This is a genomic window from Aquisalimonas asiatica (assembly GCF_900110585.1).
In the GTDB taxonomy this organism is placed as follows: domain Bacteria; phylum Pseudomonadota; class Gammaproteobacteria; order Nitrococcales; family Aquisalimonadaceae; genus Aquisalimonas; species Aquisalimonas asiatica.
In genome coordinates this window covers 313,871-338,138 of record NZ_FOEG01000002.1, presented here as the reverse complement: position 1 = coordinate 338,138, position 24,268 = coordinate 313,871, and the positions used below count along the sequence as shown (strand labels likewise).

Below are 24,268 nucleotides of genomic sequence, written 5' to 3'. Positions count from 1 at the left end.
TCCATGGAGACTCTTTACCTAGCCATCGTTCTCGCCCCGCTGCTGGGCGCCATCGCCGCCGGGCTGTTCGGGCGTCAGCTCGGGCGCGTGGGCGCGCATCGCGTCACCATCGCCCTGGTGGGGCTGTCCACGCTGCTGTCGCTGTACGTCCTCTGGGGGTTCATCAACGGCACGCGGCCGGTGTTCGATGACACCATCTACACCTGGATGGTGGCCGGCGGGCTGCATTTCGAGATCGGTTTCATGGTGGATCAGCTCACCGCCATGATGATGGCCGTGGTGACGTTCGTCTCCCTGATGGTGCACATCTACACCATCGGCTACATGGCGGACGAGGACCACAACTGGCCGTCCGACAGCAAGCTGGGCCCCAACGCCTACCAGCGGTTCTTCTCGTACATCAGCCTGTTCACCTTCGCCATGCTGATGCTGGTGATGGCGAACAACTTCCTGCAACTGTTCTTCGCCTGGGAGGCCGTGGGGCTGGTCTCCTATCTGCTGATCGGTTTCTGGATGAACCGGCCCACGGCCGTGTTCGCCAACATGAAGGCGTTCCTGGTCAACCGTGTGGGCGACTTCGGCTTCCTCCTGGGTATCGCGGCCGTGGTGCTCTACTTCGGCAGCCTGAATTACTCGGAAGTGTTCGGCGCCGTGGCGGCGAACCCGGATCAGACCATGAGCATCATCGGTGGCGCCGAATGGTCGGTGGTCACGGTTGCGGCGATCCTGCTGTTCATCGGTGCCATGGGCAAGTCGGCGCAGGTGCCGCTGCACGTCTGGCTGCCCGACTCCATGGAGGGCCCGACGCCCATCTCCGCGCTCATCCACGCGGCCACCATGGTGACCGCGGGCATCTTCCTGGTGGCGCGGATGTCGCCGCTGTTCGAGTTCTCGGAAGCGGCGCTGTCGTTCATCCTCGTGATCGGTGCCGTGACGGCGCTGTTCATGGGCCTGATCGGCCTGGTCCAGCGTGACATCAAGCGGGTGGTGGCGTACTCCACGCTGTCCCAGCTCGGTTACATGGTGGTGGCGCTGGGTGTGTCGGCGTATGCGGCCGGTGTCTTCCATCTGATGACCCACGCCTTCTTCAAGGCGCTGCTGTTCCTGGGCGCGGGGTCGGTCATCATCGCCATGCACCACAAGCAGGACATGTTCGAGATGGGCGGGCTGAAGAAGTACATGCCCGTGACCTACTGGACCATGCTCATCGGCACGCTGGCGCTGATCGGCTTCCCGGGCCTGTCCGGGTTCTTCTCCAAGGATGCCATCATCGAGGCGGTGGCCCACTCGGATCGTGCCGGCGCCACCTTTGCGTACTGGGCCGTGCTGCTGGGCGTGTTCGTCACGGCACTCTACAGCTTCCGGCTGCTGTTCCTGGTCTTCCACGGGCAGGAGCGCATGGACGAGCACACCCGCAGCCATCTGCACGAGAGCCCCTGGGTGGTGACCGTGCCGCTGGTGCTGCTTGCCATTCCGTCGGTGCTGATCGGCCTGTTCACGGTGGGGCCGATGGTGTTCGGCGGCTGGTTCGGTGACGGTATTACCGTACTGCCGGAGAACGACGTGCTTGCGGCCGTTGGTTTCGAGAGCGTCATGGGCTTCATCCTGCACGCCTTCGAGACACCGCCGATCTACCTGGCGCTGGCCGGCTTCCTGACGGCCTGGTTCCTGTACGTGAAGCGGCCCGACCTGCCGGGCGAGCTGCAGCGCCGTTTCCCGCTGCCGTACCGTGTGCTGGAGCGCAAGTACGGCTTCGACGAGATGTACCTCAACGGGTTTGCTGCTGCGGGTCGCGGTCTGGGGACGCTGTTCTGGAAGCTCGGCGACGTGCGGCTGATCGACGGCCTGCTGGTGAATGGCACGGCGCGGACCATCGGGCGCGTGGCTGCGGCCATGCGCCATGCCCAGACCGGGTATCTGTATCACTACGCGTTCGTGATGATTATCGGCCTGATGGTGCTGTTGACCTGGTTTGTCTTCACCCTTCGCTAGGCCCGTGCTGGACCATGGTGGCGGCCGGGAAGCCGGCGCCCAAACCTGACTGAACTGGTAAGGAAGTAACGGATGTTGGAATCCTCCTGGCCCTTGTTGAGCGTGCTCATCTGGTTGCCCATTATCGGGGGCGCTCTGATCTTCCTGCTCGGGGACGACAAGGCAGACCGTGCACGGCTGTTCGCCCTGGTCGTGAGTGGTGTGACCTTCGTGCTCAGCCTTGGCCTGATCGTCGGGTTCGAGCACGGCACCGCCGCCATGCAGTTCGTGGAGAAGACGCCCTGGGTCGAGGCCCTGGGCGTGAACTACTACCTGGGCGTGGACGGGATTTCCATGCCGCTGGTGGTGCTGAGCACGTTCTCGACCCTGCTGGTGATCATCGCCGCGGGCTCGAAGATCCAGTACCGGCCGTCACTCTATCTGTCCTGCTTCCTGATCATGGAAGGCATCATGGTGGGCGTGTTCAGCGCCCTGGATGCCATTCTCTTCTACGTGTTCTGGGAAGCCATCCTGGTGCCGATGTTCCTGCTGATCGGCATCTGGGGTGGGGCCGAGCGCATCTACGCCACCATCAAGTTCTTCCTCTACACCTTCGTGGGCTCCGTGCTGATGCTCGTGGCCCTGATCTACCTGCAGTTCCAGGCCGGGAGCTTCGACATCCTCGACATGTACGGCCTCGGCCTGCCGCTGGGCACGCAGATCTGGCTGTTCGTGGCCTTCCTGCTGGCTTTTGCCATCAAGGTGCCCATGTGGCCGGTGCACACCTGGCTGCCGGACGCCCACGTGCAGGCGCCCACCGGCGGCTCGGTGATTCTGGCGGCCATCATGCTCAAGATCGGTGGCTACGGTTTTGTGCGCTTCGCACTGCCCATCGTGCCCGAAGCGAGCATGGAGCTGGACTGGCTGATGATCGCCCTGTCCCTGGTGGCGGTGGTCTACATCGGACTCGTGGCGATGATGCAGCAGGACATGAAGAAGCTGATCGCCTATTCGTCCATTGCCCACATGGGCTTCGTGACGCTCGGCTTCTTCATCGTCTTCGAGATCGTGGTCCGCACCGGTGGCGCGGAAGGTGCGCTGCTGGCGCTGGAGGGCGCCATGGTGCAGATGGTCTCCCACGGCTTCATCTCCGCAGCCATGTTCCTGTGCGTCGGTGTGCTGTATGACCGCATGCACACCCGCATGATCGGGGACTACGGCGGCGTCGCCCACCGCATGCCGGTGTTCGCCGGCCTGTTCGTTCTGTTCGCCATGGCGAACGCCGGTCTGCCGGGCACCTCCGGGTTCGTGGGGGAGTTCATGGTGATTCTGGCGGCCTTCCAGGCGAACTTCTGGTACGCCTTCCTGGCCGGCCTGACGCTGATTCTCGGCGCCGCCTATACCCTCTGGATGGTCAAGCGGGTGGCCTACGGCGAGGTTGTCAACGACAAGGTGGACAAACTCGAGGACGTGGATGGCCGCGAGAAACTGGTTCTTGGCGTGCTGGCCGTGGCCGTGCTGTGGCTGGGCATCTGGCCGGCACCGCTGATCGATATCATGGAGCCGTCCCTGGCACACCTGCTCGAGGTGGTGACGGACGGGCTTTGAACCGCTAACGGATACGGGTGGCGCCAACTGTGGGCACCGCCGGGCTTTGAGCTCTGAGGAAATCTATGACAACGGACACCTTCGAGACACCGAACCTGATGCTGGCCCTGCCCGAGATCTGGATGCTGGGCATGGCGTGTCTGGTGCTGGTGGTGGACCTGTTCAGCTCCGACCGGGATCACACCCCCGCTTACTGGCTGTCGCAGGTGGCACTGCTCGGCGGTATCGTGATCACGGTGCAGACCCAGTGGGGCGTTGACGCCACCACGTTCACGGGCAACTACATCGCGGATTCGGCAGCGGCGGTGCTGAAAGTGGCCATTCTGCTGCTGACGTTCCTGGCGTTCGCCTACTCCCGTGACTACCTCCGCGACCGGGGCATGCTCCAGGGGGAGTTCTATCTGCTGACCCTGTTTGCGGCCCTCGGCATGATGGTGACCGTCTCCGCCCATAGCCTGCTGGTGCTGTATCTGGGTGTGGAACTGATGTCGCTGTCGCTGTATGCGCTGGTGGCCATGCGTCGGGATTCGCCGGCCGCGTCCGAGGCTGCGATGAAGTACTTCGTCCTCGGGGCACTGGCCTCCGGCATGCTGCTCTACGGCATGTCCATGCTCTACGGTGCCACCGGCTCGCTGGAGATCTCCGCCATTGCCGATGCCGCCGCGGACGACGGCGGATTGCTGCTGGTCTTCGGCCTGATCTTCACGATCGTTGGTGTCGCCTTCAAGTTCGGGGCGGTGCCGTTCCATATGTGGGTGCCGGATGTCTACCAGGGCGCGCCCACGGCGGTGACCCTGTTCATCGCCACGGCGTCCAAGGTGGCCGCGGTGGGGCTGTTCATCCGCCTGATCGGCGAGGCGCTCGGGCCGCTGCAGGGTGACTGGCAGCACATGGTGCTGCTGCTGGCGGTGGCCTCGCTGCTGGTGGGTAATACCGTTGCCCTGGTGCAGACGAACTTCAAGCGCATGCTGGCGTACTCCACCTTCAACCACATCGGGTTCATTTTCCTCGGCTTTCTCGCCGGAACGCCGGAAGGCTATGGCGCGGCGATGTTCTACGCGGTGACCTACGCGTTCACTGTGGCGGCGGCGTTCGGCGTTGTCATGCTGCTCAGCCGCCAGGGGTTCGAGGCCGAGAACCTGGATGACTTCAAGGGGCTGAACGAGCGCAGCCCGCTGTTTGCGCTGGTGATGCTGATTCTCATGGTGTCGCTCACCGGCATTCCCGGGACCGTGGGTTTCTACGCCAAGTGGCTGGTGCTCAAGTCCACCGTGGAGGCAGGGTTCATCTGGCTGGCGGTGCTGGCCGTGATCGGCGCGGTGGTCGGCGCGTTCTACTACCTGCGCATCGTCCGGCTGTGCTACTTCGACAAGCCGGAGGGTGATGGCCCTCAACCGGTGGGTTCCGGAGGCTTCAAGGGCCTGCTGGCGGCCAACGGGCTTGCCGTGCTGTTGCTCGGGCTGTTCCCGGGGACGCTGGTGGCGATCTGCATGGCCGCGTTCGGGTAATTTGCCATGGGGACTACGGCAGGTGTCATCGTTCTACTGCTGGTCGCCCTGGTGGCGGCCAATCTCCCGTGGCTGAGCGAGCGGGTGCTGTTCATTCTCCGGCCGCCACCCCAGGGCAAGCGGGAGTGGGTGCGACTGGTTGAATGGTTGCTCATGTTCGGTGTCACCGGCCTGATCGCGGCCGGTCTGGAGCAGGGCGTCACCGGGGAGATCTATGCCCAGGACTGGGAGTTCTGGGTGATCAATCTGTGCCTGTTCGCCATTCTCGCCCTGCCCGGGTTCATCTACTACCATGATCTGCGCCGCTACTTGCGCAAGCGGCGTTGAAGGGGGCGAACCGCCCCGGCCGGCCCGGTGATTCGCCGGCTTTAAGAAAGATGGTGAAGCGCCTTGCATTTCCCGAATCCGGGCGCTACCATGCGCAGCGTCAATTGCGGGGTGGAGCAGTCTGGTAGCTCGTCGGGCTCATAACCCGAAGGTCGCAGGTTCAAATCCTGCCCCCGCTACCAATCAATTCAGCCGCCGAGTCCTTCGGCGGCTTTCCGGCAACACGCAAGACCCCCGATCATCAGCTCAGCGCGACAGCCCGGTTCTGTGGTGACTGCGTTGATCCGGGGGCGCCAGCTGCGGCACTCATGCCGATCATCGGGGCTTTTCTTGCCCCTGTTGCCTCCCTTGCGCCCCTGCCTCAGCCACGGCATGCTTCCGTCATGGTTCGGCAGGAGAGTCATCATGATACGGATCATCGTCGCGACGCTGGCATTGATAGCGGTGGCCCCCGCTGCAGCCGACTTCATGCGGTGCGGCAACGATCTGGTCCAGCGCGGCGACCATATCGCCGAAGTCCACCGCAAGTGCGGTGAGCCGGTCCGGACGAGTGTTCTGGAGAACGAGTACGGCGCCGCCGTCGGCAAGCGCGAGGTCTACGACAGCGCGCACGGAAGTCGCGATCACCTGGTGACCTACCACGGCGAACGGGTCGTGAGGATCGAGCGCCTGCGGTAGACCGACCCACCGGCGTGGGGGACGCACCATGGATCATTCCGGACTTCATGACCAGGACGCCTCGACCGCGCGGCGCACGGTCGAGGCGTTGTATCGGGATGAGTCCCGCCGCGTCCTCGCGACGCTGATCCGTCTGCTGGGAGACTTCGAGCTGGCCGAGGAGGCGCTGCATGAGGCGTTCCGCGCAGCGCTTGAGCAGTGGCCCCGTGACGGCCTCCCGGACAACCCCCGTGCATGGCTTGTGTCGACGGGGCGGTTCAAGGCGATCGACGGCCTGCGTCGGCGTCGCCGGTTTTCCCCGCTTGGTGATCCGGGGGCGGTCGCCGATGGCGGCAGTGCGGACCCCGGGGCGATAGAGGACGAGGGCATCACCGACGACCGCCTCCGCCTCATTTTCACGTGCTGCCATCCGGCGCTGTCCGCGGATGCCCGTGTGGCCCTGACCCTCCGGGAAGTCTGCGATCTCACCACGGAGGAGATCGCCCGCGCGTTTCTGACGCCGGTTGCCACCGTGGCCCAGCGTATCGTGCGGGCGAAGGCCAAGATCCGGCGCGCCGGTATTCCCTACGAGGTCCCCGGGGCGGCAGAGCTGCCCCAGCGGCTTGACGGGGTCCTGCGGGTGATCTACCTGGTCTACAACGAGGGGTACACGGCGTCCTCCGGGGCGTCGCTGGTCAGGGCGGATCTGTCCGCCGAAGCCATCCGCCTCGGGCGATTGCTGCTGGATCTGCTACCGGAGCCTGAATCCGAGGCGGAGGGCTTGCTGGCGTTGATGCTGTTGCAGGAGTCCCGCCGTGAAGCCCGGGCGACCGACGATGGCGATATCGTGCTGCTGGATGACCAGGACAGAACGCTCTGGGACGCCAGCCTGATCGCCGAAGGTGTCAGGCGCGTGGAACAGGCGCTTCGCCGTGGCCATGCCGGCCCCTACGCATTGCAGGCCGCAATCGCTGCCGTGCACGCCGAAGCGGCCACCCCTGACCAGACCGACTGGCCGCAGATCATTGCCCTGTACGACCTGCTGCTACGACTGGATCCGTCGCCGGTGGTGGCGCTGAACCGCGGGATCGCGGTGGCCATGCGCGATGGTGCCGAGGCGGGGCTTGCGGCGGTGGACGCCGTCATTGCCGACGGGCGGCTCGATCACTATCACCTTGCCCACGCCGCGCGGGCGGACCTGCTGCGGCGGTTGGGTCGTGGTGACGAGGCGGCCGAAGCCTACCGGCGTGCCCTGGCATTGGTTCAGCAGGAGCCCGAGGCGCGGTTTCTGCAACGCCGCCTTGCCGCGCTGACACGGGCGCTGGCCTAGACTCGCGGCCACGGCAGGAACCCGGGGCGCCGCGCGACGGTCCCTGTGTCCAGTGTCACCCGTGATGCAGAACAGGCGCCACGCCATGAGACCGTTCGATACCAGACGACGACAGTTCCTGCAGCGCATGGCGGACGGTGCCGTTGCCGCGGCAGCCTGGCGCCTGCGCGGGCTGGGTGTGGCCGGTGCGCTGGCCGCGCCGGTGGCGGCTCACGGCAGTGACGACGTGCACCGCAAGACCATCCCCGGCACCGACGAGACCCTCAACGCCATCGGCATGGGGACATACATCACCTTCAACGTCGGCCCCGACGACGGCGCGCGGGAGAGCCTGACCGACGTGTTGCGCACGTTCTTCGCCATGGGTGGCGGCATGATCGACTCGTCGCCCATGTACGGCACCGCGGAGGACGTGCTGGGGGATCTGCTCGGGGAGATGGACGACGCCGGCCCGGTGTTCTCCGCAACCAAGGTCTGGACACGCAGCACCGGCGAGGGTAGGGAGCAGATCGATGCGTCACTGGATCTGTGGGGCGTGGACCGGTTCGATCTCATGCAGATCCACAACCTGGTGAACTGGGAGGCCCACCTGGAGACCCTCCGTGAGCGCCGGGCCGACGGTGATATCCGCTACATCGGCGTGACCACGTCCCACGGTCGTCGCCATGACGCGCTGGAGCGGATCATGCGCGATGAGGCCATCGATTTCGTGCAGCTGACCTACAACATCGTTGACCGGGAGGCGGAGGAGCGCCTGCTGCCACTGGCGCGGGAGCGGGATATCGCCGTCATCGCCAACCGGCCGTTCCAGCGCGGCAACCTGTTCGACCGCGTGAACGGGAAACCCCTCCCGGGCTGGGCCGCTGATTACGGCATCGAGAACTGGGCGCAGTACTTCCTGAAGTTCATCACCTCGCACGACGCCATCACCTGCGCCATTCCGGCCACGTCCCGGGAGGAGCACATGCGCGAGAACATGGGCGCACTACGGGGGCCGGTGCCGGACGCGAGCGTGCGGGAGCGCATGCTCGAAGAACTCCAGAGGCTGTAGCCCATGCTGCCTTACTCCCTCGATGCCCTGTTCAGCATCGTTGCCGATCTGAACACCAGTCACTGGTATGCCGTCATGGCCTGCCTCGCCGCCGGTGGCGTGATTCTGGCCGCGACGGTCCTGCCCGTGATCCGGCCACTGGACCGCGTCTCGGGCCAGTTGCTGGCTGTGGGCTGGATCGCCGTCGGTGGGCTGTTCTACGGGGTCCATCTGGCGCCCTTCTTCTTTGCCGCGCCCTGGTTCCAGTGGGTGTTCATCGCCCAGGGTGTCTTGCTTGGCGCGTTCGCCTTCAGTGGCGCGGCGGCGTTGCGGCGCGACGTCGGCCCCACCACCTGGCTGGGCCGCGCGCTGATGCTCTACGGCCTGCTTGGCCTGCCAGTGCTGGATCTGCTGCTCGGCAGCGGCTGGCCCGCCTTCCGTGTCGTGGGCCTGAGCCCGGAGCCCACCGTGGTGTTTACCTGCGGCTGGTTACTCACACGTCGTCCGGGCACGCTCGTCCCCGCACTGGCGTTCGTTCCCTTGCTGGCTGGCGGTGCAGCCGGCTATGCCGCCATGGCGCTGGCGTGGTGGCCGGACTGGGGTGTTGCCGTCGCGGCGGCTGCAGGGTTCGCAGGCAGTCTGGTGGCCGTCGTCAGGTACGTGCCCCGGTAGCGGGCGACCTTTCTACCCCCGGTCCGGGTTTTGTGTTTCCATTGTCGGCGTCGCCCACAGGACGCCCATGGCCGCCGCGTCCGTCCTGCTGGCCCGCTGAACCCGCTGATTCACCAAGGTGACTATGGACTGGACGGCCTTCCGGCTATCCCTGGAACTGGCGACCTGGACCACGCTGATTCTGCTGCCGGTGGGGGTGCTGGTTGGCCGCTGGCTCGCCTATCACCGCTTTCGCGGGCGCGGCTTCATCGAGGCGGCCGTGGCACTGCCGCTGGTGCTGCCTCCCACCGTGCTCGGCTACTACCTGCTGGTGAGTTTCAGTCCCGACATGCCCATTGGCGGGCTCTGGTTCGCGGCCACCGGCGAGGGGCTCAACTTCACGTTCGCCGGCATCGTGCTGGCGTCCATCATCTTCAACCTGCCGTTCGCCATCCAGCCCGTGCAGCGGGCGTTCGAGACCGTTCCCATGCACCTGCGCGAGGCGGCCTGGTGCTCGGGGCTGTCCGGCTGGCGGACCTTTCTCAAGGTGGAGCTGCCGTTGGTGTGGCCCGGGATGATCTCGGCGTTCGTGCTCACCTTCGTCCATACCATCGGCGAGTTCGGTGTGGTGCTCATGGTCGGCGGTGCCATCGATGGTGAAACGAAGACGGTGGCCATCGCCATCTACGATCGCGTGCAGGCCTTCGACGACGAGGCGGCAGGCGCCATGTCGTTGCTGTTGCTGGTGACCTCGTTCGTTGCCATCGGCCTGGTGTACGGGCTCGCGGGCAAGGGGAGGGCGGTCGGTGTGCGGTAGTGGCCTGGACGTCGCGCTGCGTTCGCGGCGGGGGATTCCACTGGATGCGAGGTTTACGGTCGGGCCGGGCGAGCTGCTGGCCCTGGTCGGGCCCTCCGGGAGTGGCAAGACCACCGTGCTGCGGACCATTGCCGGTCTGCATCGGCCACAGGACGGCGTGATCCGGTGCGACGGCGAAACGTGGCTGCAGACCGCATCGCGCGTCGACCTTCGCCCGCAGCAGCGCCGCGTGGGCCTGGTCTTCCAGGACTACGCCCTGTTTCCCCATCTCACGGCGGAAGAGAACCTGACCCTGGCAATGGATGAGGGCAGTCGCGCCCAGCGGCTCCGGCGGGCCCGGGATCTTCTGGTCCGTGTTCGCCTCGACGGACTGGGGGGGCGTCTGCCCCGGGATCTGTCCGGTGGGCAGCAGCAGCGCGTCGCGGTCGCCCGCGCGCTGGCCCGTGATCCCAGGGTGCTGCTCCTGGATGAGCCCTTTTCCGCCGTGGACATGATGACCCGCGAACGCCTGCAGCGGGAGCTGGCCGTTCTGCGGCAGACCATCGACATCCCCGTGGTGCTGGTGACCCATGACCTCCAGGAGGCTGCAGCCCTGGCTGACCGGATCTGCGTCCTGCACGAGGGTGCGAGTCTGCAGGCGGGAACGCCCGAGGCGCTGTTCCGGCGACCGGCGTCGCCGCGGGTGGCAAGGCTGCTGGGGCGGCAGAACGTGTTCTCGGGCGTCGTGGTGGCCGGCGGCGACCCCGGCACATTGCAGTGGGGCGAGCTGACGCTGGAAGTCACCGGCCCGGTGCCTCTGGCTTCAGGGACGCGCGTGCAGTGGTACATCCCCGATTCGGACATCGTTCTCCATCGCCGTGGCCGCCCGTCGCTGGGGGAACGGGAGAACCCGGTGACCGGCCGGGTGGAAGAAGCGGTGGTCATGGGTGCGCAGACGTCCGTGACCCTGCGCTGCCATCACTCCGGGGACAGTCTGCGCCTGTCCGTTTCAACCCACGCCGCGCGGCGCAACCAGCTGGAACCGGGGGCGGAGGCATCGGTCTCCCTGTTGAGCAAGGGAATCCACCTCATGCCCGTGCCCGAGGGCGCTTCGGGGCCGCTCTCCGGGGACGCCTAAACGCCGGTTTTGCTTGACCACACGGCCACTTGAGGTGTATCTTCCCGGCCTCGAAACGTCGCGGATCGACGGGGCATTTGCCCTTCCGCGGCTCGAGCGGCGTTTCTTCGGCAACTTCAGACTGAGGCCGCATGCGGCCTTTTTTTGTACGCCGAAGCCGCCCGCCGGATGCCGGCGGCAGGAGCACGCAACCGAGCGGGAGCTTGCCCAAGGCATAGGGCGCGCCGCTGAGCATCGGATGGGCCTCGGGGCCCATTTTTTATTTGTATGGATTGAACATGGACGGGATTCAGCAACAGCTGACCACACTCATCGAGCCTGCCGTGGTGGCCATGGGCTACGAGGTTGTGGGGGTGGAGTACCGCCCCAACCGCGGCGAAGGGCTGCTGCGCGTCTACATCGACGCGCCCGCGGGCATCGCGCTGGATGACTGCGAAGCGGTGAGCCACCAGGTCAGTGGTCTGCTGGATGTGGAGGATCCCATTCCCGGCGCCTACCGCCTTGAGATCTCGTCCCCGGGGGTGGATCGCCCGCTGTTCAAGGCCGCGGATTTCGAGCGCTTTGCCGGGGCCGAGGCCCGGCTGCGGCTCACGGGGCTTTGGGAAGGGCGGCGCAAGTTTCGGGGCGTGCTGCACGGCGTGCGGGACGCCTGCGTGGTGATTGAGGACGAGGGCACCGAGTACGCGGTGCCCCTGGACAGGATCGACAAGGCCAATCTGGTACCGGATATCTGACAACCCTGCGGGCGCCGTGGCGCAGGCGGGTCTGGAGTCGCAAGCATGAGCAAAGAGGTTCTGCTGGTCGTAGAGGCCATTTCCAACGAAAAGGGCGTTGACCGCGAAGTCATCGTCGAGGCGATCGAGGCGGCGCTGGCGTCGGCCAGCAAGAAGCGCCACCCGGGCGATATCGACGTCCGCGTCAGCGTGGACCGTCGCACCGGGGAGTACAGCACCTTCCGCCGCTGGGAAGTGGTGGAGGATGACGCGGAAGTGGAGTCCCCCGAGCAGGTCCTGCATCTGTCCGAGGCGCAGGCGCGCAAGCCCGATGCCCAGGTCGGCGACTTCATCGAAGAGCCCATGGAGTCCGTTGCGTTCGGGCGCATCGCCGCACAGACCGCGAAGCAGGTCATTGTGCAGAAAGTCCGCGAGGCGGAGCGGGCCAAGGTCGTGGATGCCTACGAGGACCGGGTGGGCGAGCTGCTCACCGGCGTGGTCAAGAAGGCGGAGCGGGGCAACGTAGTCATGGATCTCGGCGGTAATGCCGAAGCGCTGATTCCCCGCGAGGAGATGATTCCGCGGGAAGCGTTCCGGGCCGGCGACCGCGTCCGTGGCTATCTCAAGGAAGTCCGTCCGGAAGCGCGCGGGCCGCAGCTGTTCGTCTCACGCACCGCGCCGCAGTTCCTCATCGAGCTGTTCAAGCTGGAGGTGCCGGAAGTCGGACAGGAGCTTATCGATATTCTCGGCGCCGCGCGCGATCCGGGCCTGCGCGCCAAGATCGCGGTGCGCTCCAACGACCCGCGCATCGACCCGGTCGGTGCCTGCGTGGGCATGCGGGGTTCCCGTGTCCAGGCGGTGTCCAACGAGCTCTCCGGGGAGCGCATCGACATCATCCTGTGGAACGAGAATCCGGCCCAGTTCGTCATCAATGCCATGGCGCCGGCGGAGGTCGAGTCCATCGTTGTTGATGAGGACTCCGGCAGCATGGATGTCGCCGTTGGCGAGGACCAGCTCTCCCAGGCCATCGGTCGTGGCGGCCAGAACGTCCGGCTGGCCAGCGAGCTGACCGGCTGGGAACTGAACGTCATGACCAGCGAGGACGCCCAGGCGAAGAGCCAGGAAGAGGCCCAGAAGATCCTGGATGCGTTCATGGACACCCTCGGGGTTGACGAGGAAGTAGCCGGCATCCTGGTGCAGGAAGGTTTCTCCAGCATCGAAGAGGTGGCGTACGTGCCCACCTCCGAGATGCTCGACATCGAGGAGTTCGACGAGGACATCGTCGAGGAGCTGCGCGCCCGCGCCCGTGACGCCCTGCTGACGCAGATGATTGCCGGTGGTGGCGAGAGTGGTAGCGAGCCCGGGGAAGACCTCCTCGGCATGGAAGGCATGGACGAAGACCTGGCGCGCAAGCTGGCCGCCCAGGGCGTTGCGACCATGGAAGATCTGGCCGAGCAGGCGGTGGACGACGTGGTCGAGGCCACCGGCGTCGATGCCGAGCGCGCCGCAGCGCTGATCATGAAGGCTCGCGAACCGTGGTTCGCCGAGCAGGAGCAGAAGGAATCCTGATCCGTCGTGCAGCGGGTTGCGGACCCGCAGGGTGGAGTGCGCCAGGGGGTGCACCGGTAATTGGACAGGATTCGGGGAGAAATGCATGTCGGAAGTGACAGTCAAGCAGTTTGCAGAAGCGGTAGGTACGCCGGTCGAGCGGCTGCTGACGCAGCTCAGCGAGGCGGGAATCGAAGTCAGCGGCGCGGAGTCCGTGCTGTCGGATGACGACAAGGCGACGCTGCTGACCTATCTGCAGAAGTCGCGGGGCGGAAGTGACGAGGAGTCCGGGCCGCGCAAGGTGACCCTGCGCCGCAAGAGCACCAGCCAGATCAAGCTTTCGACAGGCAGTGGCGGCGCCCGGGGCGCGCGGGGTGCCGGCAGCACCCGTACCGTCAATGTCGAGGTTCGCAAGAAGCGCACCTACGTCAAGCGCGAGGACATGGAGGCGCAGCGCAAGCAGCTGGAAGCGGAGCAGCAGGAGCGCGAAGCCGAGGAGGCTGCGCGCCTCGCCGCTGAAGAAGAGGCGGCGCGCGCCGAGGAAGCGCAGGATCAGTCCGGGGTAGAGGCGCCCGATGCGGTGTCGGAGGCCGAGGCGCCCGACAGCGCACAGGCTGAGCCCGCCGCCGGCACGGAGCAGACACCCGGGGAGGCGTCCGAACCGCAGGTGGCAGCGGACGACGCGCCGGAAGACGCGTCTGTCGCGGATGAAGCCGCGGCCACCGAGGCGGCCGAGGAAGACACCAGCGAAGCCGGCGAGCCGCCGGTGGCAGATCCGGCGACGCTGGAAGCGGAGTCGACGGCGACCGGCAAGCGCAAGAAGACCAAGGCGAAGGACAAGGGCAAGCAGGACGACGACGAAGAGAGCCGTCGCAAGGGCAAGGGCCGGAAGGGTCGCGAAAGCCGCGACGAGCTGCACGTCTCCTCGCGTCCGGGGAAACGCGGCAAGCGCAAGGAGCGTGGTGCCGGCGCCGGCAAGGCGCTGCAGCACGGCTTTGAGAAGCCCACTGCGCCGGTGGTGCGGGAAGTGGAAATCCCGGAGTCCATCACCGTCGGTGACCTGGCTCAGCGCATGAGCGTCAAGGCGCCGGTGCTCATCAAGGAGATGATGAAGCAGGGTGTCATGGCGACCATCAACCAGCCCGTGGACCAGGAAACCGCCATCCTTCTGGTGGAAGAGCTGGGCCACAAGCCGAAGATCGTCAACGAGAACGCGCTGGAGGAAGAGGTCATCAGCGAGGCTGCCGAGCCGGAAGGCGAGAAGCAGGCCCGTCCGCCGGTGGTGACCATCATGGGTCACGTCGACCACGGCAAGACCTCCGTGCTGGACTTCATCCGTCGCGCCAAGGTGGTCGACTCCGAGGCCGGTGGCATTACGCAGCATATCGGCGCCTACCATGCCGCCACGGATCGTGGCGTGGTGACCTTCCTGGATACGCCGGGTCACCAGGCCTTTACGGCCATGCGTGCGCGCGGCGCGCAGCTCACCGACGTGGTGGTGCTGGTCGTGGCGGCGGACGATGGCGTCATGCCGCAGACCGAAGAGGCGATCAAGCACGCCCGTGAAGCGGGTGTGCCCATCGTTGTCGCGGTGAACAAGATCGACAAGCCCGAGGCCGATCCGGACCGGGTCAAGCAGGAGCTCAGTCAGCACGAGGTCATCCCCGAAGAGTGGGGCGGCGACACGCAGTTCGTCCACGTCTCCGCGAAGACCGGCGAAGGCCTCGAGGCGCTGCTGGAAGCGATCATCCTGCAGGCCGAGCTGCTGGAGCTGCAGGCGGTCGCTGACTGCCCGGCCACCGGCATCGTCGTGGAGTCGAGCCTGGACAAGGGCCGTGGCCCGGTGGCGACGATCCTCGTCCAGAACGGCCAGCTGCGTAAGGGCGACGTCATTCTCTCCGGCGTGGAGTACGGCCGCGTGCGCGCCATGCTCGACGAGAACGGGCGCCAGGTGGAGAGTGCCGGCCCGTCGATCCCGGTGGTGGTGCTGGGCCTCTCCGGGTTGCCCAGCTCCGGTGACGACGTCATGGTCCTCAAGGACGAGCGCAAGGCGCGCGAAGTGGCGGAACTGCGCAAGGAGCGCCAGCGTGACAAGCGGCTGCAGCAGCAGAAGGCCGCGCGCATGGACGAGCTGTTCAGCCAGATGAAGTCCGACGAGCTGAACCAAGTCAACATCCTGCTGAAGGCCGACGTGCAGGGCAGCGCCGAAGCGCTGAGCCAGTCCCTGGCGGACCTGTCCAACGACGAGGTCAAGGTGCACGTCATCCAGACCGGTGTCGGCGGCATCAACGAGTCCGACGTCAATCTGGCCATTGCCTCCAATGCCATCCTGATCGGTTTCAACGTGCGCGCCGATGCGGCCGCCCGCAAACTGATCCAGGAGCACGAAGTGGACGTGCACTACTACAGCGTCATCTACGAGGCGATCGACGAGGTCAAGAACGCCATCAGCGGCATGCTCGAGCCCGAGGTCAAGGAAGAGATCATCGGCCTGGCCAACGTGCGGGACGTGTTCAAATCGTCGAAGCTCGGCGCCATTGCCGGCTGCCTCGTGGAAGAGGGCGTGGTGCGGCGCCGCTGCCCGATTCGCGTGCTGCGCGACAACGTCGTCATCTACGAGGGCGAGCTGGAGTCCCTGCGCCGCTTCAAGGATGACGTCAGTGAAGTGCGTTCCGGCACCGAATGCGGCATCGGCGTGAAAAACTACAATGACGTCAAGGTCGGTGACCAGATCGAGTGCTTCGAGCGCATCGAGGTGGCCCGTAGCCTGTAACAGTGAATGGCGGCCGCCGGGGGCGGTCGCCACGTTCATCCCGCCCTGCCGAGAGGTATTCCATGGCCAAGCAGACACCCCGGACCCGGCGTGTGGCGGAGCAGCTGCAGCGGGAGCTGGCTGAAACGATCCGCGATACCGTGCGCGACCCCCGGGTCGGGTCGGTGACCGTCTCCGGCGTGGATGTCACCCGCGATCTCGCCCACGCAAAGGTTTACATGACCGTGCTGGGAGAGGACGCCGAGACCAGTCAGGCGGCCGCAGAAATTCTCAACGGCGCCGCCGGTTTTCTGCGTCGCGAGCTTGGCCGCCGTGTGCGGCTGCGCACGGTTCCGGCGCTGAAGTTCATTCATGATCCATCCTTTGATCGTGGCGCGCGGCTGTCCTCGCTGATCGACAGCGCCATCGACGAGGATCAGGAACGCAGCTCTGACAACTGAACCCGCACGTGGCAGCGAAACGGCACCGTCGTAACGTCAACGGCATCCTGTTATTGGACAAGCCCGGGGGCGGCACCTCCAACAAGGTGCTGCAACGGGTGAAGTACGTCTATCAGGCGCGCAAGGCCGGCCACACCGGCAGCCTCGACCCCCTGGCCACGGGGCTACTGCCCCTGTGCTTCGGTGAGGCCACCAAGGTGTCCGGCTTTCTCCTGGATGCGGACAAGCGCTACCGGGTGACCTGCCTGCTGGGCGCCACGACCACGACAGCCGATGCCGAGGGCGAGGTGGTCGAGGAACGCCCGGTGCCGGATCTGGGCACCGTGGACTGGCCCGCGCTGCTGCAGGGACTGACCGGCGAGCAGGACCAGGTGCCGCCCATGTACTCGGCGGTGAAACACCAGGGTGAACGCCTGTATCGCCTTGCCCGGCGCGGCGAGGAAGTGGAGCGCAAGGCGCGGCGGATCACCATCCACGCGCTGGACTTCGTGGAGCGCAGCGGCGCCAGCGTGACCCTGGATGTCCATTGCTCCAAGGGAACCTACGTACGCACCCTGGCGGAATCGTTGGGCGAGGCACTGGGAACCGGTGCCCATGTGACGGCGTTGCGCCGCACCGCGCTGGGGCCCTTCGACGGCCACCCCATGGTCACCATGGACGACGTGGAGGCGGCCGCGGAACAGGGAGTGGACGCCCTGGATGCCTTGCTGCTACCGCCGGAAACGGGCCTGCGGGACTGGCCGGCGGTGACGCTGGATGCGGACAGTGCCCACTTTCTGCGCCAGGGCCAGGCGGTGTTCGTGCCCCGGGCACCGGGGAGTGGCTGGGTTCAGGTCTTCGGACCGGACCGGTTCCTCGGGATGGGCGTGGTTCTGGATGACGGACGCATCGCGCCCCGGCGTCTCATGGCCACATGAAAAACTTCCGGCGATAAGCGTGCTTAGCTTGTCGCCGTTCGGGTGCGCCGCTACAATAGCGGGCCTTCAAAAAGTCGACGGAATACCAGGAGTCATTTGATGTCGCTGACTGCCGAACAGAAAGCCGAGATTGTCAACGAGCACAAGCGCTCGGACGGGGATACGGGCTCCCCGGAAGTGCAGATCGCGCTGCTCACGAGCCGCATCGCACACCTCACGCAGCATTTCGCGGACCACAAGCAGGACCACCACTCCCGGCGTGGTCTGCTGAAGCTGGTCAACCAGCGCCGCAAACTGCTCGACTACCTCAACCGCAAGGACCGCGAGCGCTACCAGGCGATCGTGGCGAAGCTGGGTCTGCGCAAATAACGCGCCGGCAATATTTCCCGCAGGCAGAGGATCAGTCGCTGTGGAATCGGTAAAGAAGTCTTTCCAGTACGGTGAACACACCGTTACGCTTGAAACAGGGGCCATTGCGCGTCAGGCCACCGGTGCCGTCATGGTCAACATGTCGGATACCGTGGTGCTTGTCACGGTGGTCAGCAAGAACGAGTCCGGTGCGCAGCGGGATTTCCTGCCGCTGACCGTCAATTATCAGGAGCGGACCTACGCGGCTGGCAGAATCCCCGGCGGGTTCTTCAAGCGCGAGGGTCGGCCGTCCGAGAAAGAAACGCTGACCTGTCGCCTGATTGACCGGCCGATTCGCCCCCTGTTTCCGGAAGGTTTCTACAACGAGGTTCAGGTGATCGCCACGGTGATTTCCATGAACCCCGACGTCGACCCCGATATTCCGGCCCTGATCGGCACCTCTGCCGCACTCGCCATCTCCGGTATTCCGTTTGAAGGGCCCATCGGCGCCGCGCGGGTGGGCTACAAGGATGGCGAGTACCTGCTCAACCCGGGCTTCGCGGCCCTGGAGACGTCGGACCTCGATCTCGTGGTTGCCGGCACCAGCGATGCGGTGCTGATGGTGGAGTCGGAAGCGAACGAGCTGCCCGAGTCCGTCATGCTGGACGCGGTGCTGTTCGGTCACGAGCAGATGCAGAAGGCGATCGGTGCCATCAACGAGCTGGCTGCCGAGGCCGGCAAGCCGCGCTGGGACTGGGAGCCTGCGCCGAAGGACGAAAGTCTCGCGGACCAGGTCAAGGGGCAGTTCGAGGCGGCGCTGCGCGAGGCGTACAGCATTGCCGAGAAGACCGAGCGGAACGACCGCGTCAACGCCCTGCGGGATCAGGCGGTCGAGATGTTCGCCAGTGAAGAGGAAGGCGCCACGCCGACCAGGCAGGACGTTGTCGGTGCATTCAAGGGCGTCGAGAAGGCCATCGTGCGGGGGCGCATCATCGAAGGCCAGCCGCGTATCGACGGCCGCGACCCCGAGACCGTCCGGCCCATCGATATCGAGGTGGGGACACTGCCGCGGACGCACGGTTCCGCCATCTTCACCCGGGGCGAGACCCAGGCCGTGGTGGTCACTACGCTGGGTACCGGCCGCGACGCGCAGATCATTGATGCCATTGAAGGGGAGCGCAAGGAACCCTTCATGCTGCATTACAACTTCCCGCCCTATTCCGTGGGCGAGACCGGTTTCATGGGCAGCCCGAAACGGCGCGAGATCGGTCACGGCAAGCTGGCCAAGCGCGGCGTGGAAGCGGTCATGCCGTCGCCGGAAGACTGCCCCTACGTGCTGCGCGTGGTCTCCGAGATCACGGAGTCCAACGGGTCCAGCTCCATGGCTACGGTCTGCGGCACCAGCCTCTCGCTGATGGATGCCGGTGTGCCGATCAAGGCGCCGGTGGCGGGCATCGCCATGGGCCTGATCAAGGAAGGCGACGATTTCGCCGTCCTGTCGGACATTCTGGGTGACGAAGACCACCTGGGCGACATGGACTTCAAGGTGGCAGGCACCGAGAAGGGCGTCACCGCGCTGCAGATGGACATCAAGATCAACGGGATTACCCGCGAGATCATGCAGAAGGCGCTGGAGCAGGCCAACGGTGGCCGCCTGCATATCCTCGGCGAGATGAACAAGGTCATCGGCAAGCCGCGGGAAGACATGTCCGAGTACGCGCCGCGCCTGCTGACCATGCGCATCGACCCCGAGCGTATCCGCGACGTCATCGGCAAGGGTGGCTCCACCATTCGTCAGCTGACCGAGGAAACCGGGGCGAGCATCGACATCTCCGACGAGGGTGTGGTGACCATCGCTTCCGTGGACAAGGCGGCCGGCGAGGAAGCGCGGCGCCGCGTGGAAGAGCTCACCTCCGACATCGAAGTGGGCAAGATCTACGAAGGTCGCGTGGTCAAGCTCATGGACTTCGGCGCCTTCGTCAGTATCCTCCCCGGCAAGGACGGGCTGGTGCATATCTCCCAGATCTCCAACGAGCGCGTTACCAACGTGGCGGACAAGCTCAAGGAGGGGGATGTGGTCAAGGTGAAAGTGCTGGAGGTCGATCGCCAGGGGCGTGTGCGCCTCAGCATGAAGGCCGTGGACGAAGCCAGCGCCTGACGCCCGGCGGTCCCGAGACCGAACGAAAACCCCGCCCTGGTGCGGGGTTTTTTTCGTTCAGGCCAGTGGTGGCGCGGGTTATTGCGTATGCCGCGGACGCAGCGTAGTATCAAAAACTGCTTCGGTAATCCTGCCCCGGGCTTCCGTGCTTCCGGGCGTCGCAATGCGTCCCGCCCTATCGGTTTTGCCTGTCGGCTGGTGTTCGGGTTGGTGACTCAATCGCAGTCACCGGCCCGTCGAAGTGAGTTTGCGGCGATGATGCCGTGCGTAATGATTTGTGATTAGAGGTTCTAGTAATGGCAGAGCGAGAGACTGGTACGGTCAAGTGGTTTGACGCGGCTAAAGGGTATGGTTTTATCGCCCGTGAGGCCGGGGATGACGTGTTCGTGCACTTCCGTGCCATCCGGGGTACCGGGTACCGGACGTTGGAAGACGGCCAGCAAGTCGAGTTCGGTGTGGTAGAGGGCCAGAAAGGTCTGCAGGCTGACGACGTGGTCGCCGTGGGCTGAGGACTCACCCACAGGAGCGTTGGCAGAAGGCCCCCTTATGGGGGCCTTCTGCGTTGTGGGAAGCGCTCAGGCGACGGAGCAGGCCGGGATCGGCGAGGCCTCGGTTGCCAGCGTGTCCCGGAGCATTGCGGGTAGCGTTTCGTCCAGCCAGTAGCGGGGGCGTCCGGGGTGCTGCCCGGTAATGAACCCGACGTGGCCGCCTTCCGCGCTCCACTCCAGGCTCACCGACGGTGGCAGCTGCCCCGGTGAGGGCAGTGTGCTGGCCGGAATGAACGGGTCGTCCAGGGCGTGCAGGATGCGGGTGGGCACCCGTATCGCCGACAGGCGCTGATAGGGCGAGCACCGCTGGTAGTAATCGTCGGCGCCGGCGAAGCCGTGAACCGGGCCGGTGACGTACTCGTCGAACTGGCGCAGCGAGCGCGCCCGCTTCAGCGCACCCAGCGGCAGGGGCAGTGGTTGTTGCGCCTGTTTGCGATGCACCAGTTGTCGCAGGCCGCGAACCAGGTGCCGGTCGTAGACGCGCCGGAATCCGGAGGCAAGGTAGTCGGCGCACGGGCCGAGTTGCAGCGGTGTGGATACCGTGATGGCTGCATCCGCTGCCGCCGACCGGCCGTAGTGACCGAGCCAGTTCAGGGCGATGATCCCGCCCATGGAGAAGCCCACCACGCCCAGGCGGCGGCCGGGAAGGGCAGAGCGGACGTGGTGGACCGTGGCCTCCAGGTCGCCGATCTCCCCGGCGTGAAAGAAGCGTGGGTGGCGGTTCAGGTGCGCTCCCGCGCCCCGGAACTGCATCACTACGCCCTGCATGCCGTAGCGGCCAAGCTCGTGGAGCAGGCCCAGCACATAGGGGGAGCGGGCACAGCCCCCGAGCCCGTGCAGGATGATCACGACCGGGCCCGCTGCCGGAGGCCCCCAGGCCAGGTGCAGGGTGTCGCCGTCCGGGAGTTCAAGCACCTCGGCGGCCAGCCGCACGTCGGGGCCGGAGCGTAACAGCCCGGCCCAGAGGGTCTGCGCGTGGCCGCCGCGCAGCCACCACGGGGCGTGGAACCGGTTGTGGCGAACGGGGGAGGCGTCGGCGTCCGATGTGGTCATGGGCCTAGTTTACATCACAGTGATCACCGCCCGCTTCCGGCAGCTGCACGATGAATGTCGCCCCCGCGCTGTCGCTGTTCTCGGCATGGATCGCGCCCCAGTGGAGATCGGTGATGCGTTTGCAGATGGCCAGTCCCAGGCCACTTCCCTTGGGTTTGCCGGCCTGCTGGTCATTGATCTGGTGGAACTTGTCGAAAATCCGCTCCAGTTCGTGGTCAGGGATGCCCGGCCCGGAGTCGGTGACCCGCAGCTCCTGCCAGGAGCCTGCCGTGCGCAGCTGCACGGTCACCGGCCCCTGCCCGGGCTCGGTGAACTTCACCGCGTTGGACAGCAGGTTGATCACCAGTTGAATCAGCCGGTCCCCGTCGCCCTTGACCGGGCAGGGGCTGTCGGGCAGTTGCAGGTCCAGCGCCACCTCCCGTTCGCTGAACAGCTGTGAGGTCGCGGCGGCGGCCTCGTCCACCACTGCAGCAAGGTCCAGCGTTCGCAGCTGCCACTCACCCCAGCCGCTTTCAATCTTGGACAGGTCAAGCACCTGGTTGATGAGGCGGGTCAGGCGTTCACTCTCCCGCACGACGACCTCCAGGAACTCCCGCCGCTGCACCTCTTCCATGTCCGGGTTGTTCAACAGGATCTCGCCGAACGCGCGAATGGAGGTCAGGGGCGTTCGCAACTCGTGGCTGACCATGGAGACGAATTCATCCTTCAGCTGGTCCAGCTCCTTCAGGCGTTCGTTGGCTGCCCGCAGCTCCGATGTGGCCTGTTCAAGCTGCTGGGATTTCTGTTCCAGCTGCTGGCTGTACTCGATGGCCCGTGAGGTGGCGTCGAGGATCTCCATGACACCCTCGAAGGTGAGCGCCTCACCCTTGACGATGGACGAGATCATCACGCGCGCGGATGCCGAGCCGATGGTGCCGGAGAGCAACCGCTCGGCATGGTTCACCAGCTCCGGGGGCGCCTGACGGCTGGACGCCTCGGGGGCTTCGTCACCGGCGGGGACGTAGGCGGCCAGGGCCTCGGCAGCCCGCTCTTCACCGACAAAGCGCGCCAGCAGGGCTTCCACGTCACCAATGGTGGCGTTGCCCTGCCAGAACCGGGTGTCCTGTTCCGAGCGCAGGAAGACGTCGACGAACAGCGTTGCCTGGATGCGCTCCATGTCGCTCTGGCGCGTGAGCAGGGAGACCAGTACCACACCTCCAACGTTGACCAGCATGCTCCAGAACAGGGCGTGGGTGATGGGGTCCATGTCGTCCAGACCGAACAGCGCATAGGGCGTCAGGAATCCGATACCGAACGGGCCGTCTTCCAGGGGCGCCATGGGCAGCCAGCCCGGGTCCGCCAGGGACGGCAGCATCAGCGTATACAGCCAGACCACGAAACCGAGCACGAGGCCGGTCAGGGCGCCGGGCCGGCTGGCGCCCTTCCAGTACATGCCGAGCAGAATCGCCGGAGCGAACTGCGCCACCGCGACGAACGAGATCAGCCCGATGCTGACCAGCGCGTAGGTCTCGGCGATCAGCCGGAAGTAGGCGTAGCCCAGCATGACAATGGCGACGATGATGATGCGGCGCAGGTAGATGATCAGCCGCCGCAGCCCGACGCGCTCGATCACCGGAAGGTGGCGCATGCGCAGCAGCGCCGGCATGACCAGGTCGTTACTCACCATGATGGCCAGGGCGATAGTGGCCACGATGACCATGCCGGTGGCGGCGGAGAAGCCGCCCAGGTAGACGAACATGGCCAGCAGTTCGTTGCCCTCGGCCAGGGGCAGGGCGAGCACGAAGTTGTCCGGATCCACCGTGCCGTCGCCGAAGTAGAGCATGCCGGCCAGCGCGATGGGCAGAACGAACAGGTTGATCAGCAGCAGGTAGAGCGGGAACAGCCACGCGGCCGTTCGCAGGTGGTCCTCGTTGACGTTCTCCACCACCGTCACCTGGAACTGACGCGGCAGAAACATGATGGCCGCCATGGACACCAGCGTCAGTGCCAGCCAGCTGCCATAGCCGGCGGCCGTGTCGCGGAACGCCAGCAGCTCCCGCAGATCCTCCTGTGCCTGGATGCGCCCGACGATGTCGCCGGGGCCCTCGAACAACAGGAAGGTAACGAAGATGCCGACGGCGAGAAAGGCGAGCAGCTTGACGATGGACTCGAACGCCACTGCCACGACCATGCCCTCCAGGCGCTCCGTGGCGTCGATGTTGCGGGTACCGAACAGGATGGTGAACACGGCCAGCAGGCAGGCGACCCAGAACGCCTTGTCGGCGATCAGGCCGGTCATGCCAGCGGCTGACTCCACGCCGTCGGGGAATGTCAGCAGGACCTCAAAGCTGGCCGAGACCGCCTTGAGCTGCAGCGCGATGTAGGGCGTGATGCCCACCACGGCGATGAACGTAGCCAGCCCGCCGAGCAGCATGCTCTTGCCGTACCGGGAGGCGATCAGGTCCGCGATGGACGTGATCCGGTGCTGCTTGGCGATGCGGATCATCTTGCGCAGCACCAGCCACCAGAGAATGGCCATGAGGGTCGGGCCGAGATAGATGGTGAGAAAGCTGACACCATCCTCGGCCGCCCGTCCGACACTGCCGTAGAACGTCCACGCGGTGCAGTAGACCGCGATGGAGAGGGTGTAGACGTACGGGTTGTTGACCAGGGAGCGGCCGCTGTCCGCGCGCTTGTCAGCCGCGTAGGCGATGGCGAACAGTAGCCCGAGGTAGAGAAAGGGCGTAATGATGATCAGCCATTCCGGCATGAACC

General features: G+C 65.8%; 20 protein-coding genes and 1 tRNA gene. 19 read left to right on the top strand and 2 right to left on the bottom strand.

What is annotated here, in order from left to right:
- Positions 1 to 3 precede the first annotated feature (3 nt).
- From nuoL to BMZ02_RS06225, 19 genes are all read left to right on the top strand, one after another.
- Positions 4 to 1,992, top strand: coding sequence for an NADH-quinone oxidoreductase subunit L (gene nuoL / locus BMZ02_RS06315; protein WP_091641018.1), 1,989 nt, complete (start codon positions 4 to 6; stop codon positions 1,990 to 1,992).
- Between the two features lie 72 nt (positions 1,993 to 2,064).
- Complete coding sequence (locus BMZ02_RS06310) at positions 2,065 to 3,579, top strand: NADH-quinone oxidoreductase subunit M (protein ID WP_245753961.1); 1,515 nt, start codon at positions 2,065 to 2,067, stop codon at positions 3,577 to 3,579.
- Positions 3,580 to 3,644: 65 nt separating this feature from the next.
- Positions 3,645 to 5,087, top strand: a complete 1,443-nt coding sequence (nuoN, locus tag BMZ02_RS06305; protein ID WP_091641016.1) for an NADH-quinone oxidoreductase subunit NuoN — start codon at positions 3,645 to 3,647, stop codon at positions 5,085 to 5,087.
- Between the two features lie 6 nt (positions 5,088 to 5,093).
- Positions 5,094 to 5,414 carry a DUF2818 family protein gene (locus BMZ02_RS06300; RefSeq protein ID WP_091641014.1) on the top strand — a complete coding sequence of 107 codons (321 nt, stop codon included), beginning with the start codon at positions 5,094 to 5,096 and terminating at the stop codon, positions 5,412 to 5,414.
- 105 nt (positions 5,415 to 5,519) lie between these two features.
- Positions 5,520 to 5,596, top strand: a tRNA-Met gene (locus BMZ02_RS06295).
- Between the two features lie 223 nt (positions 5,597 to 5,819).
- A complete protein-coding gene (locus BMZ02_RS06290; RefSeq protein ID WP_091641011.1) occupies positions 5,820 to 6,092 on the top strand; it encodes a DUF2845 domain-containing protein in 273 nt (90 codons plus the stop codon).
- Positions 6,093 to 6,120: 28 nt separating this feature from the next.
- Complete coding sequence (locus tag BMZ02_RS06285) at positions 6,121 to 7,401, top strand: RNA polymerase sigma factor (protein WP_091641008.1); 1,281 nt, start codon at positions 6,121 to 6,123, stop codon at positions 7,399 to 7,401.
- An 85-nt stretch (positions 7,402 to 7,486) separates the two neighbouring features.
- A complete protein-coding gene (locus tag BMZ02_RS06280) occupies positions 7,487 to 8,452 on the top strand; it encodes an aldo/keto reductase (RefSeq protein ID WP_091641006.1) in 966 nt (321 codons plus the stop codon).
- A 3-nt stretch (positions 8,453 to 8,455) separates the two neighbouring features.
- Positions 8,456 to 9,103, top strand: a complete 648-nt coding sequence (locus tag BMZ02_RS06275; protein WP_091641003.1) for a DUF6064 family protein — start codon at positions 8,456 to 8,458, stop codon at positions 9,101 to 9,103.
- A 124-nt stretch (positions 9,104 to 9,227) separates the two neighbouring features.
- Positions 9,228 to 9,899, top strand: a complete 672-nt coding sequence (gene modB, locus BMZ02_RS06270) for a molybdate ABC transporter permease subunit (protein WP_091641000.1) — start codon at positions 9,228 to 9,230, stop codon at positions 9,897 to 9,899.
- Positions 9,889 to 11,016 carry an ABC transporter ATP-binding protein gene (locus BMZ02_RS06265; protein WP_091640997.1) on the top strand — a complete coding sequence of 376 codons (1,128 nt, stop codon included), beginning with the start codon at positions 9,889 to 9,891 and terminating at the stop codon, positions 11,014 to 11,016. Before modB ends, BMZ02_RS06265 begins: the two co-directional genes overlap by 11 nt.
- A gap of 278 nt (positions 11,017 to 11,294) precedes the next feature.
- A complete protein-coding gene (gene rimP / locus BMZ02_RS06260) occupies positions 11,295 to 11,750 on the top strand; it encodes a ribosome maturation factor RimP (protein ID WP_091640994.1) in 456 nt (151 codons plus the stop codon).
- A 45-nt stretch (positions 11,751 to 11,795) separates the two neighbouring features.
- Positions 11,796 to 13,298 carry a transcription termination factor NusA gene (gene nusA, locus BMZ02_RS06255; protein WP_091640991.1) on the top strand — a complete coding sequence of 501 codons (1,503 nt, stop codon included), beginning with the start codon at positions 11,796 to 11,798 and terminating at the stop codon, positions 13,296 to 13,298.
- Between the two features lie 85 nt (positions 13,299 to 13,383).
- Positions 13,384 to 16,050, top strand: coding sequence for a translation initiation factor IF-2 (gene infB, locus BMZ02_RS06250; RefSeq protein WP_091640989.1), 2,667 nt, complete (start codon positions 13,384 to 13,386; stop codon positions 16,048 to 16,050).
- Positions 16,051 to 16,112: 62 nt separating this feature from the next.
- Positions 16,113 to 16,490 (top strand): 30S ribosome-binding factor RbfA, encoded by a 378-nt coding sequence (gene rbfA / locus BMZ02_RS06245; protein ID WP_091640986.1) that lies wholly within the window; start codon positions 16,113 to 16,115, stop codon positions 16,488 to 16,490.
- A gap of 8 nt (positions 16,491 to 16,498) precedes the next feature.
- On the top strand, positions 16,499 to 17,407 hold the full coding sequence (gene truB / locus BMZ02_RS06240; RefSeq protein ID WP_091640985.1) for a tRNA pseudouridine(55) synthase TruB: 909 nt from the start codon (positions 16,499 to 16,501) through the stop codon (positions 17,405 to 17,407).
- Between the two features lie 99 nt (positions 17,408 to 17,506).
- On the top strand, positions 17,507 to 17,776 hold the full coding sequence (rpsO, locus tag BMZ02_RS06235; protein WP_091640982.1) for a 30S ribosomal protein S15: 270 nt from the start codon (positions 17,507 to 17,509) through the stop codon (positions 17,774 to 17,776).
- Between the two features lie 40 nt (positions 17,777 to 17,816).
- Positions 17,817 to 19,913, top strand: coding sequence for a polyribonucleotide nucleotidyltransferase (gene pnp / locus BMZ02_RS06230; RefSeq protein WP_091640979.1), 2,097 nt, complete (start codon positions 17,817 to 17,819; stop codon positions 19,911 to 19,913).
- Positions 19,914 to 20,209: 296 nt separating this feature from the next.
- Positions 20,210 to 20,422: a cold-shock protein gene (locus BMZ02_RS06225; RefSeq protein WP_091640976.1), complete on the top strand. Its 213-nt coding sequence runs from the start codon at positions 20,210 to 20,212 to the stop codon at positions 20,420 to 20,422.
- A 66-nt stretch (positions 20,423 to 20,488) separates the two neighbouring features.
- On the opposite strand, the gene BMZ02_RS06220 is transcribed toward BMZ02_RS06225, so the two are convergent.
- Together BMZ02_RS06220 and BMZ02_RS06215 are read right to left on the bottom strand one after the other, a co-directional pair.
- Positions 20,489 to 21,514, bottom strand: coding sequence for a hydrolase (locus tag BMZ02_RS06220; RefSeq protein WP_091640974.1), 1,026 nt, complete (start codon positions 21,512 to 21,514; stop codon positions 20,489 to 20,491).
- Positions 21,515 to 21,518: 4 nt separating this feature from the next.
- Complete coding sequence (locus BMZ02_RS06215) at positions 21,519 to 24,263, bottom strand: sensor histidine kinase (RefSeq protein WP_091640971.1); 2,745 nt, start codon at positions 24,261 to 24,263, stop codon at positions 21,519 to 21,521.
- Between the last annotated feature and the right edge of the window lie 5 nt (positions 24,264 to 24,268).

Bases quoted from the DNA above. Each gene is read 5' to 3' on its own strand.
- nuoL (WP_091641018.1), top strand. From the start codon at position 4: ATGGAGACTCTTTACCTAGCCATCGTTCTCGCCCCGCTGCTGGGCGCC.
- BMZ02_RS06310 (WP_245753961.1), top strand. From the start codon at position 2,065: ATGTTGGAATCCTCCTGGCCCTTGTTGAGCGTGCTCATCTGGTTGCCC.
- nuoN (WP_091641016.1), top strand. From the start codon at position 3,645: ATGACAACGGACACCTTCGAGACACCGAACCTGATGCTGGCCCTGCCC.
- BMZ02_RS06300 (WP_091641014.1), top strand. From the start codon at position 5,094: ATGGGGACTACGGCAGGTGTCATCGTTCTACTGCTGGTCGCCCTGGTG.
- BMZ02_RS06290 (WP_091641011.1), top strand. From the start codon at position 5,820: ATGATACGGATCATCGTCGCGACGCTGGCATTGATAGCGGTGGCCCCC.
- BMZ02_RS06285 (WP_091641008.1), top strand. From the start codon at position 6,121: ATGGATCATTCCGGACTTCATGACCAGGACGCCTCGACCGCGCGGCGC.
- BMZ02_RS06280 (WP_091641006.1), top strand. From the start codon at position 7,487: ATGAGACCGTTCGATACCAGACGACGACAGTTCCTGCAGCGCATGGCG.
- BMZ02_RS06275 (WP_091641003.1), top strand. From the start codon at position 8,456: ATGCTGCCTTACTCCCTCGATGCCCTGTTCAGCATCGTTGCCGATCTG.
- modB (WP_091641000.1), top strand. From the start codon at position 9,228: ATGGACTGGACGGCCTTCCGGCTATCCCTGGAACTGGCGACCTGGACC.
- rimP (WP_091640994.1), top strand. From the start codon at position 11,295: ATGGACGGGATTCAGCAACAGCTGACCACACTCATCGAGCCTGCCGTG.
- nusA (WP_091640991.1), top strand. From the start codon at position 11,796: ATGAGCAAAGAGGTTCTGCTGGTCGTAGAGGCCATTTCCAACGAAAAG.
- infB (WP_091640989.1), top strand. From the start codon at position 13,384: ATGTCGGAAGTGACAGTCAAGCAGTTTGCAGAAGCGGTAGGTACGCCG.
- rbfA (WP_091640986.1), top strand. From the start codon at position 16,113: ATGGCCAAGCAGACACCCCGGACCCGGCGTGTGGCGGAGCAGCTGCAG.
- rpsO (WP_091640982.1), top strand. From the start codon at position 17,507: ATGTCGCTGACTGCCGAACAGAAAGCCGAGATTGTCAACGAGCACAAG.
- BMZ02_RS06225 (WP_091640976.1), top strand. From the start codon at position 20,210: ATGGCAGAGCGAGAGACTGGTACGGTCAAGTGGTTTGACGCGGCTAAA.
- BMZ02_RS06220 (WP_091640974.1), bottom strand. From the start codon at position 21,514: ATGACCACATCGGACGCCGACGCCTCCCCCGTTCGCCACAACCGGTTC.
- BMZ02_RS06215 (WP_091640971.1), bottom strand. From the start codon at position 24,263: ATGCCGGAATGGCTGATCATCATTACGCCCTTTCTCTACCTCGGGCTA.